This is a genomic window from Aeromonas schubertii (assembly GCF_000820105.1).
In the GTDB taxonomy this organism is placed as follows: Bacteria; Pseudomonadota; Gammaproteobacteria; order Enterobacterales; family Aeromonadaceae; genus Aeromonas; species Aeromonas schubertii.
Genome location: NZ_CDDB01000019.1, coordinates 1 through 19,131, shown reverse-complemented (window position 1 = coordinate 19,131; position 19,131 = coordinate 1). Strand labels below are relative to the sequence as shown.

General features: G+C 62.5%; 19 protein-coding genes and 1 tRNA gene. 12 read left to right on the top strand and 8 right to left on the bottom strand.

The window, feature by feature from the left end; translation table 11 throughout:
• Nucleotides 1-337: YaiI/YqxD family protein (locus BN1133_RS03935; RefSeq protein WP_050665250.1), on the top strand; the 337-nt coding region annotated here is incomplete at its 5' end.
• A 98-nt stretch (nucleotides 338-435) separates the two neighbouring features.
• Nucleotides 436-927, top strand: coding sequence for a metal-dependent hydrolase (locus tag BN1133_RS03930; protein WP_050665252.1), 492 nt, complete (start codon nucleotides 436-438; stop codon nucleotides 925-927).
• Between the two features lie 54 nt (nucleotides 928-981).
• Here the strand turns inward: BN1133_RS03930 and BN1133_RS03925 are convergent, their stop codons facing one another.
• From BN1133_RS03925 to BN1133_RS03915, 3 genes are all read right to left on the bottom strand, one after another.
• On the bottom strand, nucleotides 982-2,187 hold the full coding sequence (locus BN1133_RS03925; RefSeq protein WP_050665249.1) for a NupC/NupG family nucleoside CNT transporter: 1,206 nt from the start codon (nucleotides 2,185-2,187) through the stop codon (nucleotides 982-984).
• Between the two features lie 338 nt (nucleotides 2,188-2,525).
• Nucleotides 2,526-3,701, bottom strand: a complete 1,176-nt coding sequence (gene pncB, locus BN1133_RS03920; protein ID WP_050665248.1) for a nicotinate phosphoribosyltransferase — start codon at nucleotides 3,699-3,701, stop codon at nucleotides 2,526-2,528.
• Nucleotide 3,702: 1 nt separating this feature from the next.
• The gene (locus tag BN1133_RS03915) at nucleotides 3,703-4,338 is read right to left on the bottom strand and encodes a nicotinamidase (protein WP_050665247.1); all 636 of its coding nucleotides are present in this window, start codon (nucleotides 4,336-4,338) and stop codon (nucleotides 3,703-3,705) included.
• A gap of 76 nt (nucleotides 4,339-4,414) precedes the next feature.
• On the opposite strand from BN1133_RS03915, the gene BN1133_RS03910 reads away from it, so the two are divergent.
• Entirely contained in the window at nucleotides 4,415-5,065 is a 651-nt protein-coding gene (locus tag BN1133_RS03910) for an NUDIX hydrolase (protein ID WP_050665246.1), read from the top strand.
• The gene (locus BN1133_RS03905; protein WP_050665245.1) at nucleotides 5,062-5,517 is read left to right on the top strand and encodes a 2-thiouracil desulfurase family protein; all 456 of its coding nucleotides are present in this window, start codon (nucleotides 5,062-5,064) and stop codon (nucleotides 5,515-5,517) included. The genes BN1133_RS03910 and BN1133_RS03905 overlap by 4 nt, the downstream gene beginning before the upstream one ends.
• On the opposite strand, the gene BN1133_RS03900 is transcribed toward BN1133_RS03905, so the two are convergent.
• From BN1133_RS03900 to BN1133_RS03890, 3 genes are all read right to left on the bottom strand, one after another.
• Nucleotides 5,475-6,410 carry an acyltransferase gene (locus BN1133_RS03900; protein ID WP_050665244.1) on the bottom strand — a complete coding sequence of 312 codons (936 nt, stop codon included), beginning with the start codon at nucleotides 6,408-6,410 and terminating at the stop codon, nucleotides 5,475-5,477. The genes BN1133_RS03905 and BN1133_RS03900 overlap by 43 nt on opposite strands.
• 7 nt (nucleotides 6,411-6,417) lie before the next feature.
• Nucleotides 6,418-7,311, bottom strand: coding sequence for an acyltransferase (locus BN1133_RS03895; protein WP_050665243.1), 894 nt, complete (start codon nucleotides 7,309-7,311; stop codon nucleotides 6,418-6,420).
• Between the two features lie 62 nt (nucleotides 7,312-7,373).
• Nucleotides 7,374-8,882, bottom strand: coding sequence for a YifB family Mg chelatase-like AAA ATPase (locus tag BN1133_RS03890; protein WP_050665242.1), 1,509 nt, complete (start codon nucleotides 8,880-8,882; stop codon nucleotides 7,374-7,376).
• Between the two features lie 401 nt (nucleotides 8,883-9,283).
• On the opposite strand from BN1133_RS03890, the gene ilvG reads away from it, so the two are divergent.
• The 5 genes from ilvG to ilvA all read left to right on the top strand — a co-directional run bounded on the left by ilvG (nucleotide 9,284) and on the right by ilvA (nucleotide 15,638).
• Nucleotides 9,284-10,930: an acetolactate synthase 2 catalytic subunit gene (gene ilvG, locus BN1133_RS03885; RefSeq protein ID WP_050665251.1), complete on the top strand. Its 1,647-nt coding sequence runs from the start codon at nucleotides 9,284-9,286 to the stop codon at nucleotides 10,928-10,930.
• Nucleotides 10,927-11,202, top strand: coding sequence for an acetolactate synthase 2 small subunit (gene ilvM / locus BN1133_RS03880; protein WP_050665241.1), 276 nt, complete (start codon nucleotides 10,927-10,929; stop codon nucleotides 11,200-11,202). The genes ilvG and ilvM overlap by 4 nt, the downstream gene beginning before the upstream one ends.
• Nucleotides 11,203-11,212: 10 nt before the next feature.
• A complete protein-coding gene (locus BN1133_RS03875) occupies nucleotides 11,213-12,136 on the top strand; it encodes a branched-chain amino acid transaminase (RefSeq protein ID WP_050665240.1) in 924 nt (307 codons plus the stop codon).
• 119 nt (nucleotides 12,137-12,255) lie between these two features.
• Nucleotides 12,256-14,106 (top strand): dihydroxy-acid dehydratase, encoded by a 1,851-nt coding sequence (gene ilvD / locus BN1133_RS03870; protein WP_050665239.1) that lies wholly within the window; start codon nucleotides 12,256-12,258, stop codon nucleotides 14,104-14,106.
• A 5-nt stretch (nucleotides 14,107-14,111) separates the two neighbouring features.
• The gene (ilvA, locus tag BN1133_RS03865; RefSeq protein ID WP_050665238.1) at nucleotides 14,112-15,638 is read left to right on the top strand and encodes a threonine ammonia-lyase, biosynthetic; all 1,527 of its coding nucleotides are present in this window, start codon (nucleotides 14,112-14,114) and stop codon (nucleotides 15,636-15,638) included.
• 12 nt (nucleotides 15,639-15,650) lie between these two features.
• Here the strand turns inward: ilvA and BN1133_RS03860 are convergent, their stop codons facing one another.
• On the bottom strand, nucleotides 15,651-16,109 hold the full coding sequence (locus BN1133_RS03860) for an HPP family protein (protein ID WP_082177892.1): 459 nt from the start codon (nucleotides 16,107-16,109) through the stop codon (nucleotides 15,651-15,653).
• A 72-nt stretch (nucleotides 16,110-16,181) separates the two neighbouring features.
• Between BN1133_RS03860 and BN1133_RS03855 the strand changes: the two genes are divergently transcribed.
• The 3 genes from BN1133_RS03855 to BN1133_RS03845 all read left to right on the top strand — a co-directional run bounded on the left by BN1133_RS03855 (nucleotide 16,182) and on the right by BN1133_RS03845 (nucleotide 18,970).
• Nucleotides 16,182-16,739: a TetR/AcrR family transcriptional regulator gene (locus tag BN1133_RS03855; protein ID WP_050665236.1), complete on the top strand. Its 558-nt coding sequence runs from the start codon at nucleotides 16,182-16,184 to the stop codon at nucleotides 16,737-16,739.
• Between the two features lie 113 nt (nucleotides 16,740-16,852).
• A complete protein-coding gene (gene ompA, locus BN1133_RS03850) occupies nucleotides 16,853-17,947 on the top strand; it encodes a porin OmpA (protein ID WP_050665235.1) in 1,095 nt (364 codons plus the stop codon).
• A gap of 105 nt (nucleotides 17,948-18,052) precedes the next feature.
• Nucleotides 18,053-18,970, top strand: coding sequence for a hypothetical protein (locus BN1133_RS03845; protein WP_050665234.1), 918 nt, complete (start codon nucleotides 18,053-18,055; stop codon nucleotides 18,968-18,970).
• Nucleotides 18,971-19,011: 41 nt separating this feature from the next.
• On the opposite strand, the gene BN1133_RS03840 is transcribed toward BN1133_RS03845, so the two are convergent.
• Nucleotides 19,012-19,087: transfer RNA gene (locus BN1133_RS03840), tRNA-Thr, on the bottom strand.
• Nucleotides 19,088-19,131: the final 44 nt, after the last annotated feature.

Here is a 19,131-nt window from a genome sequence, read left to right as displayed (position 1 = left end):
TCCCCCCTCCCCCTGGCTCACCAGCCGCCAGGTCCCCAAGGGGTTCGATGTGGCCGACCATCTGATCGCCACCTCTGTGGTGCCGGGGGATCTGGTGATCACCGCCGACATTCCCTTGGCCGATCTGGTGATCGATGCCAGCGGCGAAGCCCTCAACCCGCGCGGGGAGATCTACACCAAAGAGACCATCAAGGCGCGCCTTGGCATGCGCAACTTCATGGAGGAGCTGCGTTCGGCCGGCGTCCAGACCGGTGGACCTGCGCCCCTCAACCAGGCCGATCGGCAGCGCTTCGCCAACGCCCTCGACCGCTGGTTGCAGCGGGGCAAGCTCGGCTAATCCCGTCACGGCGGCGAGAGCCCGGCTGAAAGGGGATGACAGGCGACGGGCGGCTGCTATCATACGCCGCCCATTTCCAAGCCCGTTTCATCCTCCCTATGACTGCCCGCGGACACCTGCTGTTTGCCGTCGGCTGTACCCTGCTGGTCCGCCACACCGAACTGCTCCCCTCCCTGACGACAACGCCACTCTGGCAGTTGCTGCCCCTTGCCCTGCTCGGCGGTCTGCTGCCGGATCTCGACCACCCCAGGTCGCTGCTGGGACAGTGGCTCCCCTTTCTCTCGCGCCCTCTGGCCCGTCTGTGTGGCCACCGGGGTTTCACCCATAGCCTGCTCGCCACCGGCCTGGGTATCTGGGGGCTCCAGGCCAGCCTGCCCGGCATGCCGGATGGCCTCAAGGATGCCCTGCTGATCGGCTATCTCAGCCACTTGCTCGGGGATCTGCTCACCCCCGCCGGTATCCCCCTGCTGTGGCCCCTGCGCCGTCGCTTTGCCCTGCCCCTGCTGCAACCCCGCCACGGCCCCCTGCCCGAGACCCTGGTCGGCCTGGCTCTGCTGGCCATCAATGGCTGGTGGCGCGGCTGGTTGTAATAAAAAGGCCCCGGACCAGAGGCCGGGGCCAAGGGTGCAGGCGCACCTAGAGGATCACAGCATCACGCCGGCGATGATGGCAGAGAGCAGGCTCACCAGGGTGGAGCCATAGACCAGCTTGAGGCCAAAGCGGGAGACCATGTTGCCCTTCTCTTCGTTCAGCGCCTTCACCGCCCCGGCAATGATGCCGATGGAGCTGAAATTGGCGAATGACACCATGAAGATGGAGAGCATGCCAACGGTGCGCGGGGAGAGCCCGGCGGCGATCTTGCCGAGATCCATCATGGCCACAAACTCGTTGGTCACCAGCTTGGTTGCCATCACACTGCCCGCCTGCAACGCCTCACCGGCCGGGATACCGATCACCCAGGCGACGGGGTAGAAGAGGTAGCCCATCACATGCTGGAAATTGATGCCGAAGGCCAGCTCGAACAGGTAGTTAATCATGGCGATCAGGGCGATGAAGCCAACCAGCATGGCCCCCACGATCACCGCCACGGTGAAGCCGGCCATGATGTACTCGCCCAGCATCTCGAAGAAGTTCTCTCTCTTCGGGGTATGGTGCTCATCGCCCTCGGCCAGCGCCTTGGCGTCGGTGACCGTATTATCCGGCTCGTAGGGATTGATAAGAGAGAGCACGATGAAGGTGCTGAACATGTTGAGGATCAGGGCCGCGACCACATAGCGCGGCTCTATCATCTGCATGTAGGCGCCCACGATGGACATGGAGACGGTGGACATGGCGGTCGCGGCCAGGGTGTACATCTGCTTCTCGTTGAGGTGCGGCAGTATGTTCTTGAGCGCAATAAAGTTCTCGGACTGACCGACGATCATGGCGCTGATGGCGTTGAAGGACTCCAATTTGCCCATGCCGTTGATCCTGGCCAATACACTGCCGATACCGCGGATGATGAGAGGCAGCAGGCGGATGTACTGGAGGATGCCGATCAGCACCGAGATGAAGACGATGGGCATCAGCACCATGAGAAAGAAGCTGAAGGCCCCTTCGTTCATCAGGCCACCAAACACGAAATCGGTCCCCTGCTTGGCGAACTCCAGCAGCTTGCTGAAGCCGGCGGCAAACCCGCCGATGATGGCGAGCCCCGCCGAGGAGTTCAGCATAAACCAGGCCAGGGCCAATTCGACGACCAGCAACTGAACGATATAACGTGCCTTTATCTTGCGCCAGCCATGCCGATTGATCGCCAACGAGAGGGCCAGCACCAGGGCCAGGCCGAGGATGAAGTGTAGGTATTGCATAATTTGAACTGCCTGTGAGTATGAATTTTAACTGGCGCCATCATAGGCAGTGAAAAAATAAAAAAGAGGAGCAGCGTCACATTCCATTTTTTAAAATTCAGATTAAAAAATGCAAACGTTTCAGTGATTAACACAAAAAGCCAAACGTGGAACCCTATTTCATCATCTCGACATAACGACCAAGAATCGCGTTAAAAACGGGTAATTTACATATGGTAGCCCGTGAAGAAAATCGTTATTAAAATCGGCCAGCACTCTGTGGATACATTAAATAATTAATATGAAATCGTTTCGTGTTTAATTGGAAAAATAAGAAGACCCGATGATCCGGGTCCTGGTCAGAGGGAGAGCTGGAACGCCTGTCGCAGGCGGCGGATGAAATCGGCATCCCGACACAGGGTCTTGCCGGCACTGTCGGAGATCTTGGCGACCGGGCCACCGTTGCACTCCACCAGCTTGAAGACGATGTTCATGGGGGAAACCCCGGGCAGGTCGCAGGTGAGTTGGGTACCGATGCCAAAACTGGTGTTGATGCGGCCACGGAAGTGGCGCAAGAGGGCCACTGCCCGTGGCAGATCGAGCCCGTCGGAGAAGACCAGCGTCTTGCCACGGGGATCGATGCCGAGGCGCTGGTAGTGGGCGATCGCCTTCTCTCCCCAGACGACGGGATCCCCCGAGTCGTGACGCAATCCCTGATAGCGGCTGGCCAGTTCGAAGTCGAAGTCGCGCAGGAAGGCATCCATGGTGATGCAGTCGGTCAATGCGATACCTAGATGATCGTCGAACTCCTCGAGCCAGGTGAGCAAGGCAGCCCGCTGGCTCTGGGCGAGGGGAAAACCGAGCTGCTGGTGTGCCTGGAACCACTCATGAGCCTGGGTACCGACCGCCGGCAGACCGAGGCGATGGGCCAGCCGGTAGTTGCTGGTGCCGCGAAACGCCGGCAACCGCTCCTGCAGTCGGGTGACGACGGCCTCCTGCACGGCGCGAGAGAAGCGCCGCCGGGTGCCAAAATCCACCAGGCTGAACCCCTCCATCTCCTCGGCACTGAGCTCGCCACTGAGCCAATCGAGCTTCTGATCGAGCCGCGCGACCGCCTCGCTCACCCCCAGCTGGGGATAACGGAAGCGGTTACGCATCTCGCTGATGATGGCGAGGATCGGGATCTCCCACAGGATCACATCCTGCCACAGGCCACTGACTCGCACCGCCAGCCGCCCCTCCCGCTCATGCACCTCGAGCAAAGAGGCATCGAGCGGCTTGTGACTCAGGTGGTCGATGTAGTCCTGGCTGAGGAAGGGACGTTGGGCCAGGTAGCGCCCCTCTTCCAAAGAGAGGCGCAGACGACCGGCCTGACGCAGCTGCTCCTCGATCTGTCCCATCAGGGGCAGCAGGTCCTCGTCATTACGACTGTGGAATTCGGCCACCACCTCCGCATCCGGGTAGTGATGGAACACCGCTTGCTGCATGTGCAGCTTGTAGGCATCGGTATCGAGCAGACTCTCCAGAATCGGCATATCAGGACCCCAGCAGGCGACGCACTTCGTGCAGATCGGCGGCCAGTTCGACCCCCACCTCTGTCATCGCCACCAGGGCTGCAGAGACGGTTTGCGCCCCTATGCCACGGCAGGCGGCCAGATGGAGGATGACGCGAAGGCCTGCACGGCGCAGTTGCAGTGCACTGGTCTTGACGCAGTAGTCGGTCGCCAGCCCACCGACGATCACCGTATCCACCCCGCGCGCCTGCAGGAACTCCAGCAGGCCCGTGCTGCGGCGCTCCGCCAGATCGTGGTAGCAGGCCCCGTAAGGGTGCAGGTCTGGCTCGACCCCCTTCCAGATGAAGAAATCGTAATCGATGGGAGCCGGCAAGCCGTCAAGCAGCTCGAAGCCGGTCGTGCCGGGCACACAGTGGGCCGGCCAGGTGAGATCGGCATTGGGCAGATTGAGGGGCAACAGCATCTCGCTCGGACTGTTCACCACCCAGCTGGCGTTGGCCGGATGGGCATCCTTGCTGCCGATGCGCAGGGCCGCCAGGGTCGCCTGGGCATTGAGGGCAGCGGCTATCTCGTCACCTCCCGGTACCGGCAGCTCCTGCGGGCAGAGGGGGGTAAACCCTTTCTGCGCATCGATGTCCAGACTGGCGATGATTCCCATGTTCGCTCCTGCAATACATATTATCCGTGTGATATTATCTACCAAACACTTATGGAAGGCGAGCGGAGCGAGCGAGATGCTGAGGATGAGTCTGGATGTGGTGGTGTTGCGGCTGCGGGAGGAGCAGATCGAGTTGCTTCTCGAGCGACGCGATCGCCCCCCCTGTCTCGATGCCCTGCAGTTGCCCGCCCTGCGCATCGACGAAGGGCGTGACCGGGATCTGGAGTCCGCCCTGGACCGCCTGCTGCAGGAGTGGGGGCTCGGCAACAGCTATCGGGAGCAGGTATGCAGCCTGGGCAGCCGGGATCGGGACCCCCGTGGCTGGTCCACCACCCTGGTCTACCTCAGCCTGGTCTCACCGACCACCGAGCTGGCCCGTGGCCGGTGGTATCCCCTGCAGAGCCTGCCCACCCTGAGGCTGGCCTTCGATCACGTCCAGCTGATCGCCCGCGCCCTCGAGCGGCTGAGGGTCAAGAGCCGCTACAGCACCCTGCCGGTGCATCTGCTGGGAGAGGAGTTCACCCTCTCCGAGCTACAACGGGCCTACGAGATCATCTTGCAAACCCCCATGAACACGGCCGCCTTTCGCAAACGCATCCATCGCGCCGACATCCTCTGCGACACGGGGCGCAAACGCACCGGCAAACAGAGGCCGGCCATCCTCTACCGTATCGAGAGCCCCTGCTGCGTCATGTTTGATCAGGTCATGAATGGAGCGGAAGGATGAAGATACTGGTGAGCGCCTGCCTGCTCGGCATGCCGGTACGCTACGACGGGCGCAGTAAGGGGCTGGTGAGCGACTGGCTGAGTCATCTCGGTGCCGAGGGGGTCCTGCTTCCCTTCTGTCCCGAGGTGGCCGGTGGCCTGCCGACCCCGCGCCCCCCCGCCGAGCGGCGGGGCGAACGGGTGGTGACCGAGGCGGGGCTCGATGTGACCGCCGAGTTTGATCGGGGCGCCGAGCTGGCGTTGGCCCTCTGCCGGCGGGAGGAGATCCGGATCGCCCTGCTCAAAGAGGGGAGCCCCTCTTGCGGCAGCGGCCGCATCTACAGCGGCCGCTTCGACGGCATCTCCCAGCCGGGCGAGGGGAAGACGGCGCAGTTACTGCGTCGCCACGGCATCACAGTCTTCAGTGAAGATCAGCTCGGAGAGCTCGCCTCGCTGCTGGCGACGGCAGGCTGATCGGTCTGCTCCCAGGCCGTCAGGCGCGCATCCTTCTGGGCCCACAGGCCGTTGAGCCACTGCTGGAAACGGCGCTTGAACTGCTTGTCGTTAAAGTAGTCACCCACCATGTCCCCCTCGATGGGCAGCTCCTCCAGATGCACCCGGATCCGGGTCATGCGCCCCATCATAAAGTCCTTGAACGGAGTCTCGCGGTTATCCGGATAGCTCAGGGTCACGTTGATCATCTTGTCAAACTGCTCCCCCATGGCCGCCAGGGTAAAGGCAAGCCCGGCTGCCTTGGGCGCCATCAGATGGCGATAGGGAGAACGGCTCTGCACCCGCTTGTCACCGGTAGAGCGAGTCCCCTCCACGAAGTTGATGACAGTGGTCGGGATATGGCGAAACTTCTCGCAGGCAGTGCGGGTCGTCTCGATATCCTTACCGCGCAGATGCGGGTTTCTTAGGAGGAACTCTCTCGAATAGCGCCGCATAAAGGGCATGTCGAGTCCCCAGCAGGCGAGCCCCAACAATGGGATATAGATGAGCTCGTGCTTCATGAAGAACTTGGGCACCGGGATACGTTCGCGGAACAGATGGCCGAGAACGACGATGTCGGTCCAGCTCAGGTGGTTGCACACCACCAGATACCACCCCTCCTTGCGCAATTGGGTGTTGTCCTCGATTTCCCACTCGATGCGATTGGTCAGGCGCATGATCAGGGTGTTGCACTCCAGCCAGCCGCGCATCAGCAGGTTATTGATACGACTGCACAGGCGCGACAGGGCCGGCACGGGCAGCAACAACTTCAGCAGGGAGAAGCAGAGGATCAGCGTCGCCCAGAAGGCGGTCTGGGTGATGGTCAGCAGGGCGCTGAGCAGGAAGACAAGCGGGCCGGGCAGAAAAGTGAGCATGATTCTCTTACTGTCCAGGTGCGCTCAGGCTGGCGAGGGTCTGATCCTTCTCCGACCACAGGCCATTGAGCCACTGCTGGAACGTCTGTTGAAACTCGGGGTTATTGGAGTAATCGCCGATCAACCTCCTGTCGATAGGCAGCACCCGCACCTTGACCCGCACCTCCCCCAGGCGGCCACACATGTAGTCCCAGAAACTGGGGATACCGCCGGGGTAACAGATGGTGACATCCACCAGCCTGTGCAACTGATCTCCCATGGCCGCCAGGGTAAAGGCGATACCGCCGGCCCTGGGTGTCAGCAGGTGGCGATAGGGAGATCCCTGCTTCCGGTGCTTGGCCGGGGTGAAGCGAGTCCCTTCGACGAAGTTCATCACACTCACCGGCATATGACGGAAGCGGGCACAGGCTTTACGGGTCGTATCTATGTCTTTTCCCCTCAGATGAGGGTGTTTTTCCAGAAATTTACGGGAATATCGCCGCATGAAGGGAAAGTCGAGCGCCCACCATGCCAGCCCAAGAAAAGGCACCCAAATCAGCTCTTTCTTCAGGAAAAACTTCAGAAAGGGGATTTTGCGGTTGAATATCCGCTGAAGCACCAGAATGTCGACCCAGGACTGGTGGTTGGCAACCACCATATACCACTCGTTCGGGGTCACTTTGTCCACTCCGACCACGTCCATTCGGGTGCCACACAGGTATTTCTGAACCAAATTGTTAAAGCCGATCCAGCAAGTCGCACAGGCATCCGTGATGCGGCTGCAACCGGCACGCAAGAGCGGCAGAGGCAGCAGCTTGACCAGACCAAAGAAGAAGACAGGGACAAACCAGAACAGGGTGTTGAGGAAGATGAGCAGGGTCGAGCAGAGACCGCGCAGGCGCTCAAGCAGTTTGGATGGCATCACGGGCTCCCGGTTCGATGCTGGTCAGACCTGGCCATGATACCAGCCGAATCCCTCCTCGCCTATGTGTTACGAAGACGTAACAGCAGGCGGTCCATGGCTCGATAGCCCAGCGCCTCCACCAGATGGCGCCGCTCGATGGCCTCGTCCCCGGCCAGATCCGCTATGGTGCGGGCCACTCGCAGCAAGCGATGCCAGGCCCGAATGCTGAGCCCCAGTTTTTGGATAGCCCCCTCCAAAAAATCGGCATCTTGCTGCGATAATCGACAAATATCTTCGATTTCACGACTATCGAGTCGATGATTAAGCTTGCCACTTCGTGCCAGCATGCGCTCCCTGGCGATCATCACGCGATCGCGCACCGCAGCGCTGCACTCCCCCCGTTGGGCCGGGCCGCTGAGACTCCCCCTCGGCAGGAGAGGCACCTCCACCGTGAGGTCGAAACGATCGAGGAACGGGCCGGAGAGTCGCCCCAGATAGCGCAGTATCTGATCCGGCGTTGAGCGGGTCTGACCATCCCCATAGTGACCACAAGGGCTCGGATTCATGGCCGCCACCAGCTGGAAACGGGCGGGAAAATCCACCTGACGGGCGGCCCGGCTGATGGTGATGTGGCCGGTTTCGAGCGGCTCACGCAGGTTGTCGAGCACCTTGCGCTCGAACTCGGGCAACTCGTCCAGGAAGAGCACGCCATTGTGGGCCAGCGAGATTTCGCCGGGTCTGGGGTCGCTGCCCCCCCCCACCAGGGCCACCGCCGAGGCGCTGTGATGAGGGGTACGAAAAGGGCGGCGATGCCAGTTTCGTCTGTGCTGACCGCCGATGGAGTGAATGGCCGCGCTCTCCTGTGCCTCGGCTTCGCTCAAGGGAGGAAGGATACCGGGCAGCCGACTCGCCAGCATGCTCTTGCCGGTCCCGGGAGGCCCGATGAAGAGCAGATGATGGCTGCCGGCGGCGGCGATCTCCAGCGCCCGTTTGGCCTGGGCCTGCCCGATCACGTCCAGCAGGTCGGGCCCCTCTTCGGACGGCGGCTCCTCACCGGGCTCGGGAAAGGGGAGTTCGAGCTGACCCGAGAGCCAGGCGGTCACCGCCAGCAACTGATGGGCGCAGCGTACCCTGGCATCGCGGATCAGGGCGGCCTCAACCCCGTTTTCTCGCGCCACCACCAGGGTTCGCCCCGCATCACGACAGGCCAGCACCGCCGGCAGCACACCAAGCACGGAGCGCAGCTCACCCGTCAGGGCCAACTCCCCTAAAAACTCGTGATCGAGCAGGCTTTTTGCGGGTATCTGCTGCGAAGCAGCGAGAATACCGAGGGCGATGGCCAGATCGAAGCGCCCCCCCTCCTTTGGCAGATCCGCCGGCGCCAGGTTGACCGTGATACGCCGTGCCGGAAACTCGAAGTTGCCGTTAAGCAGGGCGCTGCGAACCCGATCCCGCGACTCCTTCACCGAGGTCTCGGGTAACCCGACGATGTTGAAGGCCGGCAGACCGTTTGAGAGGTGAACCTCCACCGTGACCAGCGGCGCCGCGACACCCAGGCTGGCCCGGCTGTAAACCACAGCTAATGACATGATCTTTATCCCGTTTGTTATTTTTAACTGATAAGGCATCCACTCTCAGTCATATCCTCTGGTTTCGCCCGATGATGACCGGAGAAGACAGAAACTTGTCACGAAAAAAAGTCTTGCCCACAAAATCTGCCCGTGCTAGTTCTAATAGCCATTCGCGGTTAAACCGCACCTTTTAACGAATTTTCACTGGATTTTGTCATGAGCCTGGTCTCCCGTTTCGTCAGCATTATCGTGGTCCTAGTGGTGGTGATTATTACACCGCTCGGGGCTCGTTTGGCTGCACGGAACAAGGGATAGACCCACACCGGCAGAACCAACAAGACGACCCCCGAGCCCAAAAAGCTCGGGGGTTTTTCTTTGGCCGTTTGCCGGCGATAGCGAAAGGGATAGGAAGTATGCAGATGAATGGCGCGCAGTATCTGGTTTCGGCCCTCAAACAACAGGGGGTCACCCAGGTGTTTGGTTACCCGGGCGGCGCCATCATGCCGGTCTATGATGCCCTCTACGACGGTGGCCTGGCCCACCAACTCTGTCGCCACGAGCAGGGGGCCGCCATGGCTGCCATCGGCTATGCACGGGCCAGCGGCCGGGTCGGCGTCTGCATCGCCACCTCGGGCCCGGGCGCCACCAACCTGGTGACTGGCCTGGCCGAGGCGCTGCTCGACTCCATCCCCATGGTGGCCATCTCTGGCCAGGTGCCCTGCGCCGCCATCGGTACCGATGCCTTTCAGGAAGTGGACGTGCTCGGTATGTCCCTCTCCTGCACCAAGCACTCCTTCATGGTGACCGACGTGGAGGAGCTGCCCCAGGTGATCGCCGAGGCCTTCGCCATCGCCACCGAGGGACGCCCGGGCCCTGTGCTCATCGATCTGCCCAAGGATGTACAGCTCGCCGCCTTCACGGCGCGCCCCCCTCTCACTGCCGTGGCCCGCAGCGAGCCGCTACCGAATGCAGCGCTGGAGCAGGCCCGAGCCCTGCTGGCCGCCGCCGAGCGCCCCCTGCTCTACGTCGGCGGCGGGGTCGGGATGGCGAATGCCGAGGCGGCCCTGCGCAAGTTCGCCGCCGTCACCGGCATGCCGGGCGTCACCACGCTCAAGGGGATCGGCACCCTGGATGCCGACTCACCGCTCTTCCTCGGCATGCTGGGCATGCACGGCACCAAGGCCGCCAACTTCGCGGTACAACTGTGTGACCTGCTGGTCGTCGTCGGCGCCCGCTTCGACGACAGAGTGACCGGCAAGCTCGACGAGTTTGCCCCCAACGCTCGCGTCATCCACCTCGATGTGGACGCCGCCGAGCTCGGTAAACGCCGTGCCGCCGATGTGGGTATCTGCACGGATCTCAACGCCGTGCTGCCGGCGCTGGCCATGCCGCTGACCCTGGGCCCCTGGCGTGCTCACTGCGCCGCCATGGCCCGCGACTACGCCTTTCGCTACGACCATCCGGGCCAGGCCATCTATGCCCCGGCCCTGCTCAAGCAGTTGAGCGAACGGCTGCCGGATGAGGCTGTGGTCACCTGCGACGTGGGCCAGCACCAGATGTGGGTGGCCCAACACATGCGCTTTACCAGCCCGCGCAACCACCTCTCCAGCGCCGGCCTCGGCACCATGGGCTTCGGCTTGCCCGCCGCCATCGGCGCCAAGATGGCCCGCCCTGATGATGAGGTGGTACTGGTGAGCGGCGATGGCTCCTTCATGATGAACGTGCAAGAGCTCGGCACCCTTCGCCGCGCCCAACTCAAGGTGAAGATGGTGCTGCTCGACAACCAGCGTCTCGGCATGGTGCGCCAGTGGCAGGAGCTCTTCTTCGACGGCCGCTACAGCGAGACCAACCTCTCCGACAACCCCGATTTCGTCGCCCTGGCCGCCGCCTTCGGCATCCAGGGTGAGACCATCACATGCAAGGAGCAGATAGCCGGCGCCCTCGATCGCCTGCTGGCAAGCGAGAGCGCCTACCTGCTGCATGTGACCATTTCAGAGGAAGAAAATGTCTGGCCCCTGGTTCCACCGGGAGTCGCCAACCACAAGATGATGGAGCAACGCCCATGAACCAGCACACCCTGCATATCCACGCCCAGCCCAAGCCCGAAGTCATGGAGCGCGTCCTGCGCGTCGTTCGTCACCGTGGCTTCAACCTCTGCGCTCTCACGATGGAGACAAAAGCGGAGCAGGATTGCCAACAACTGTGGATCACGGTTACTGTCGAGTCGGGACGTCCCATCCAGCAGTTGTGGAGCCAGCTGGTGAAACTGGTGGATGTCTCTCGCGTCGACGGCTGCCATGCGGGCAGCGAGGAACCTCTGTCGAGCCTCCGAGCATAAGGAAAACGCCATGTCACATCCCCAATTCATCTGGTTCAATGGCCAGCTGGTCCCCTGGCAGAGCGCCCAGGTTCACGTGATGAGCCACGCCCTCCACTACGGTTCGTCCGTGTTCGAAGGGGTGCGCGCCTATGACACCCCCAAGGGCACCGCTATCTTCCGTCTGCAGGAGCACACCCGCCGCCTGTTCGACTCCGCCAAAATTTACTGGCTGGAGATCCCTTACAGCCAGGCCGAGATCAATGAGGCATGCCGCAGCGTGGTACGCGACAACGGCCTCAAGAGCGGTTATCTGCGCCCCCTGGCCTTTATGGGCGATGTGGGTCTGGGGCTTCACCCCCCCAAGGATGCCAAGGCCGACGTCATGATCGCCGCCATCCCCTGGGGAGCCTACCTCGGTGAAGAGGGACTGAAGAACGGGGTGGATGTGTGTGTTACCTCCTGGCACCGGCTCGCTCCCAACACCATCCCGACCGGCGCCAAGGCGGGCGGTAACTACCTCTCGTCCCAGCTCATCAGCCGTGAGGCCAAGCGTAACGGCTTCGCCGAGGGGCTGGCGCTGGACGTCAACGGCTACCTGAGCGAGGGAGCCGGCGAGAACCTCTTCCTGGTCAAAAACGGCGTGCTGTTCACTCCGCCCGCCACCGCCGCCATCCTGCCCGGCATCACCCGCGACACCATCATGACCCTGGCCCGTGACCTGGGGTATGAGGTACGCGAACAGGCCCTGCCGCGCGAGGCACTCTACGTGGCGGACGAGATCTTCATGACCGGCACGGCGGCCGAGGTGACCCCGGTGCGCTCGGTAGACCGCATGACCATAGGTGCCGGTCGCCGTGGTCCTGTGACCGAGCAGCTGCAGGCGGCCTTCTTTGGCCTGTTCAACGGCCAGACCGAGGACAAGTGGGGCTGGCTGACGCCGGTCGCCGACTGACGAACACGGGGAGGTGGCGACACCTCCCCGAGTCGCTCCGGGTGAGGGATCACCCTGACCCGGACCGATTCCACCATATAGATAGCAAGCCCTAGCAGGGTATTCAGGGAGTAGAGACAATGCCGAAGCTGAGATCCGCCACCACCACCCACGGCCGCAACATGGCCGGTGCCCGCGCCCTGTGGCGTGCCACCGGCATGAAGGAGGACGACTTCGGCAAACCCATCATCGCCGTGGTCAACTCCTTCACCCAGTTTGTGCCGGGCCACGTTCACCTCAAGGATCTCGGCCAGCTGGTGGCCCGCGAGATCGAGGCCGCCGGCGGGGTCGCCAAGGAGTTCAACACCATCGCCGTGGATGACGGCATCGCCATGGGCCACGGCGGCATGCTCTACTCCCTGCCGTCGCGCGAACTCATCGCCGACTCGGTGGAGTACATGGTCAACGCCCACTGTGCCGACGCCATGGTCTGTATCTCCAACTGTGACAAGATCACCCCGGGCATGCTGATGGCCGCCCTGCGCCTCAACATCCCGGTCATCTTCGTCTCCGGCGGCCCCATGGAGGCCGGCAAGACCAAGCTGTCGGATCAGATTATCAAGCTGGACCTGGTGGACGCCATGATCCAGGGCGCCGACCCCAAGGTCTCCGATGCCCAGAGCGAACAAGTCGAGCGCAGTGCCTGCCCCACCTGTGGCTCCTGCTCCGGCATGTTCACCGCCAACTCCATGAACTGCCTGACCGAGGCCCTGGGTCTCTCCCAGCCGGGCAACGGGTCGCTGTTGGCCACCCACGCCGATCGCGAGCAGCTGTTCAAGCTGGCCGGTCAGCGCATCGTGGCCCTGACCAAGCGCTGGTACGAACAGGAAGACCCCACCGCCCTGCCGCGCAACATCGCCAACAAGGCGGCGTTCGAGAACGCCATGGCACTCGATATCGCCATGGGCGGCTCCACCAATACCGTGCTGCACCTGCTGGCCGCGGCTCAGGAGGCGGGTGTCGACTTCACCATGGATGACATCGACCGCCTGTCGCGCAAGGTTCCCCAGCTGTGCAAGGTGGCCCCCTCGACCCAGAAGTACCACATGGAAGACGTGCACCGCGCCGGTGGCGTGGTCGCCATCCTGGGCCAGCTGGAAAGAGCCGGCCTGGTGCACAGCGACACCCGCAACGTGCTCGGCCTCTCCCTCGCCGAGCTGTTGGCTCAATACGATGTGAGCCGCAGCGATGCGCAAGCGGTTCACGACTTCTACCGCGCCGGTCCGGCCGGCATCCGCACCACCCGCGCCTTCAGTCAGGATTGCCGCTGGGAGACCCTGGATCTGGACCGTGCCGAGGGGTGCATCCGCTCTCGCGAGCATGCCTACAGCCAGGATGGTGGCCTTGCGGTACTGACCGGCAACGTCGCCCTCAAGGGGGCCATCGTCAAGACCGCCGGGGTGGATGAGGAGAACCTCACCTTCCGCGGCCCGGCCCGGGTATTCGAGAGCCAGGAGGATGCCGTCGCCGCCATCCTCGACGGTACCGTACAGGCCGGCGAAGTGGTGGTGATCCGCTACGAAGGGCCCAAGGGGGGTCCCGGCATGCAGGAGATGCTCTACCCCACCTCTTACCTGAAATCCATGGGGCTCGGCAAGGCGTGCGCTCTCATCACCGACGGCCGCTTCTCCGGTGGCACCTCGGGCCTCTCTATCGGCCACGTCTCCCCTGAGGCAGCGGCTGGAGGCACTATAGGCCTGGTGGAGAACGGCGACATCATCCGCATCAACATCCCGACCCGTGAGCTGGTGCTGGAAGTGGCCGACGAGGTGCTGGCGAGCCGCCGCACCGCCATGGAGGCGCGCGGCGCCAAGGCGTGGAAACCGGTGAGCCGTGAGCGCGCCGTGTCGTTCGCCCTGCGCGCCTACGCCATGCTGGCCACCAGTGCCGATCAGGGCGCGGTGCGCGATCGCAGCAAGCTGGAGGAGTAAGCACCATGGTCTCAGCGGCGGAATACCTGCGCAAAATCCTGCTCTCCCCCGTCTACGAGGCGGCGCGCATCACCCCCCTGCAACCCCTCAAGAAGCTCTCTGAGCGGCTCGGCAACCAGGTCGCGCTCAAGCGCGAGGATCTGCAGCCGGTCCACTCCTTCAAGCTGCGCGGCGCCTACCACAAGATCGCCACCCTGAGCAGTGAACAGAAGGAGCGCGGCGTCATCGCCGCCTCCGCCGGCAACCATGCCCAGGGGGTCGCCCTGTCGGCGGCCAGGCTCGGCATCAGGGCGCTGATCGTGATGCCGACCACCACCCCGGATATCAAGGTCGATGCGGTGCGCCGCCACGGCGGTAACGTGCTGCTGCACGGCAACAACTTCGACGAGGCCTACACCGAGAGCCGCCGCCTTGCCGAGCTTGAGGGCTACACCCTGATCCCGCCGTTCGACGATGTGGAGGTGATCGCGGGCCAGGGCACCATCGGCAAGGAGCTGCTGGAGCAGGACACCCACCTCACCCACGTCTTCGTGCCGGTGGGCGGCGGTGGGCTGGCCGCCGGGGTGGCGGTCTACCTCAAGCAACTGCTGCCCGACATCAAGGTGATCGGCGTCGAGGCCGACGGCTCGGCCTGCCTCAAGGCCGCCATGACCGCCGGCAAGCCGGTATCGCTGGATCGGGTCTCCCTGTTCGCCGACGGGGTGGCGGTGCGTCGCATCGGTGAGGAGACCTTCCGCCTGTGCGATCAGTACCTCGACGAGGTGATCACCGTCTCCAACGATCAGATCTGTGCGGCGCTTAAAGACATCTTCGATGACTGCCGCGCCATCGCCGAACCCTCCGGTGCCCTCTCGCTGGCAGGCCTCAAGGCCTACTGCGAGCGCGAGCAGGTCAAAGGGGGGCGAATGGCGGCCATCCTGTCGGGGGCCAACGTCAACTTTCACAACCTGCGCTACGTATCGGAGCGCTGCGAGATCGGCGAGAAGCGGGAAGGGATGCTGGCCATCACCATCCCGGAGCGCAAGGGGGCCTTCCTCGACTTTTGCCGCAACCTGGGGCCACGCATGGTCACCGAGTTCAACTACCGTTACTCGGACGCCGAGCAGGCCGCCCTGTTTGTCTCGGTACGCCTCACCGGTGGTGAGCAGGAGCTCGGCCAGATCATCGAGGAGCTCGGTGGCAACGGTTACCCGGTGGTCAACATGACCGAGAGCGAGCTGGCCAAGAATCACGTGCGCTACATGATTGGCGGCCGCCCGGCGCGGGCTCTGCACGAACGGCTCTACAGCTTCAAGTTTCCGGAGCAGCCTGGCGCCCTGATGCGCTTCCTCGAGACCCTGGGCTGCCGCTGGAACATCAGCCTGTTCCACTATCGCAACCACGGCGCCGACTACGGCCGGGTGCTGTGTGCCTTCGAGCTGCCGGACGAAGACGTGAGCGCCTTCCACGACTATCTGCGGGAGATTGGCTACGCCTGGAAGGAGGTGAGCGAGGACCCGGCCTACCGACTGTTCCTGGCCAGCGGCCGTTAACAGAGGGGAGGCCTAGGCCTCCCTGCTTATTTTCCACTGCCGTGCCCTGTGATAGCTCCGGCTGAGCAGCCACAACAGTAAGGCCCCCGGCAGCACCGTCTGCCACAGGAAGGGCCAGGACTGGCCGGTCATCAGCACCAGCAGCGGGTTGGCCCCGGCCGGCGGGTGGATAAGACCAAGCCCCTGCATCAGGCCAATGCCGAGCCCCACCGCCAATGCCATCTGCACCTCGGGAGGTAGGGGCAAAGCCTGCAGCGCCAGGCCCACACAGGCCGTCAGCAGGTGCCCGCCCACCAGGTTACGCGGCTGCGCCAACGGACTCTGGGGCAGGGAGAAGAGCAGCACGCAGCTCGCTCCGAACGGCGCCATCAGGAGCGCCTGCCGTAACCCCAGATCGAGCCCGCCCAGCACTCCGATGGCCAACGCCGCCCCTATCCCTGCCACACCCGCCTCTTTCCACGCCATGATCATCTCCTCGTTGTGTTTCTTGGCTCGAGAGAGGATGCTAGGTAGACAGATCGGTGTACTTCAAGAGGGATCATCATGAGCGACAAGCGCCAACAGCTGCTCGACACCGCCTATCGACTCTTCAACCGCCACGGCTTTCATGCCACCGGCATCGATCGTATCTGGCGCGAGGCAGGCAGCACCAAGCGCACCCTCTATCGCCACTTTCCCACCAAGGACGCCTTGATTGAAGCGGTGCTGACCGCCCGCGATCGGGAATTCTTCGCCCTGATCGAGGACAGGATCCGCCCCTGCACTACGCAATCCGAACGGGCGCAGGCACTGTTCGACGGCTTTGCCGAGTGGTTTGGACGGAACGACTTCTACGGCTGCAACTTCATCAATGCCAGCGCCGAATTTGGCGACCCGCGCCACCCGGTACGGCGCCTGGTTGCCACCCACAAGCATGAACTGCAACGGCTTATTGGCGAATGGCTCGGCATCGATGCGGCGCTGGCAACCCGCATATGCCTGCTGCTCGAAGGTGCCATCGTCATGGCGCACAGTTACCAGCAGCCCACCGCCCTGGAAGAGGCCCGCCGGCTCAGCCTCGGGTGGCTGGAGGAGCATGAGAGAGAACTTCTCGCAGGGTGACAACAGCCAGAATGTTGCCCGGGTCACAGCCAGGGAGAGACGGTCATTTGAGCCCCAGACGCTTTGGGGTAGGCTAGGGAAGGAAGACAAGCCTCTGTCGCAAGGATGACACCATGAATCGATATCACCTCTCTCTACTGCTCAGCCTTCTGCTGGCCGGGGGAACACACGCCGCTCCCGATGATCAGAGCTGGTATATCGGAGCCAAGGTCGGTTGGTCCAACTACTTCGATGCCGATACCCAGCGGCTAGTCGAAGAGATCAATGGCCGCCTGCAATCCCGCCAAGAGAGCGGTGACGGCCTGGGGGCCGGTCTGTTTGCCGGCTACCAACTCAATCGAAATGTGGGGTTTGAGCTGGGTTATGACTGGCTGGGCCGCTACAAGACGGAAGGGGCCCTCGACGGTCTTCTCTTAAGCGGCGAGGTCAAGGGGCAGATGCTTCAGGGAACGGTGAAGATCGGCGGGGCATTCAACGAGCGACTCGATCTCTACACTCGCATGGGGGGGGCCTATGCCTGGGCCGACGCGACCGCGACGGCTCACTATGGCGGCCGTTCCGTCAGTGAAACGGGCAAGGAACACAGCGCTGCCTTCGTGGCTGCTCTGGGGGCTGAGTATGCCCTAAACCCGAGTTGGGCCCTGCGCCTTGAGTATCAATACACGACCCCGATCGGTGATGCCTCCTGGGATCGTACTGCCATCGAGCTCGATAACGGGTTGCTGGCCCTGGGTCTTGTTTACCGTTTGGGTCAGTGGCAGAGCACCATACCCGCCACTTCCCCTCCTGCCGAGATCCCTCCCGCCAGGGTCATCATCAACCAGCGCTTCAGCCTGAATTCGGATGTGCTATTCGAGTTCAACCAGAGCGGTCTGAAATCAGAGGCTCATCAAGCGCTTGATCGACTGTTTGCCCAGATCGAAGCCAATCGCCCCAGAGATGGCATGGTGACCGTCATTGGCCATACCGATCGTCTTGGCAGGGATGACTACAATCTCGGCCTCTCCCAGAGGCGGGCCCAGAGTGTCGCTAATTACCTGATTGGGAAGGGCATACCTGCCAACAAGATCTATACGGAGGGGCGTGGCCAGCATGAGTCTGTCACCGGCGCGCAATGTAATGGCCACGAGCGTCGCCGCTTAATCTCCTGCCTGGCTCCGGATCGCAGGGTCGAGATACTGGTAGAAGGGGTCAGACCCGCTCTCTGACCCTTATATCTGTGCTCACTGCCAGAGATTGGGCATATAGCTATTCACAGTTAATCAGTCACCTCCCCACGGTCGATAACAGGACGATCGACAAGGAGGTGAATCATGCGCATAGAGAGCGCCCAGAGCATGGCACGCATCGACTATCAACACGCGAGCGAGCAGCAGCGTGTCGTGCGCCCTGCGGCCCAGCCAGTGCCTCAAGCCAGTCCCCCCCAGAGCAACGCGAAGCAGGAAGAGAGCGAGTGGGAAAGTGATGGGCTCAATAACCGAACCCGTCTCATCAAGTTGATGATCGAAGCCATGCTGGGGCACGAGATAGAGATACCCGACCCCATCGATCGCGATAAAATCCCCTCCCAGCCTCTTCAGGAGAACAGCGATCCGGCTCAGGTGGTCGATGTGACCGACCTCAGACTGGATCAGGAGACTCTGCAAGTCCTCACGCGGGCGAGCATCCAGACGCAGGAGGGGGAAACGTTCGACATCAGCCTGGCCTTCGCCCTCGACTGGCGCGAATTATCAGTGGAGCAGCGACGTACCACGCTGGGCAAACTCAAGGATCCGCTGGTTCTCACGCTCGATGGAAAAATAGCCGACTTCAGTACGGCAAAATTTGAGTTCGATCTGGACGGTGATGGCCAGAATGAGAAGCTACCTGGCCTCGCCGGGGCGAGCGGGTTTCTTGCGCTGGATCGGAATGGTAACGGTACTGTCGATGACGGCAGCGAGCTGTTAGGAGCCCAAAGCGGTAACGGCTTCGCGGAACTTGCCGCTCTCGATGAGGATGGCAACCAGTGGCTTGACGAGAGAGACAAGGGGCTATCACAACTACTCTGGTGGCAACCAGAGCGGACCCCCATCGCTTTGGTGACCCTGGGTATCGGAGCGATACAGCTCACCCCTCTCGATACCCCATTTCAGCGTCTGGGAGATGAAAAAGGTGTGCTTCGTCAGAGCGGCATATATCTGATGGAATCCGGAGAGGGGGGTTGGGTGCAACAGGTAGACCTGAGAGTATAAATGCAAAAAGGCCTTCCCGAGTGGGAAGGCCTTCACTTATATGGTGCTGATACCCAGAATCGAACTGGGGACCTCATCCTTACCAAGGATGCGCTCTACCGACTGAGCCATATCAGCACAAAACCGGTCGAAACAACGCCTCGCGTCATCTCTGAATTGGG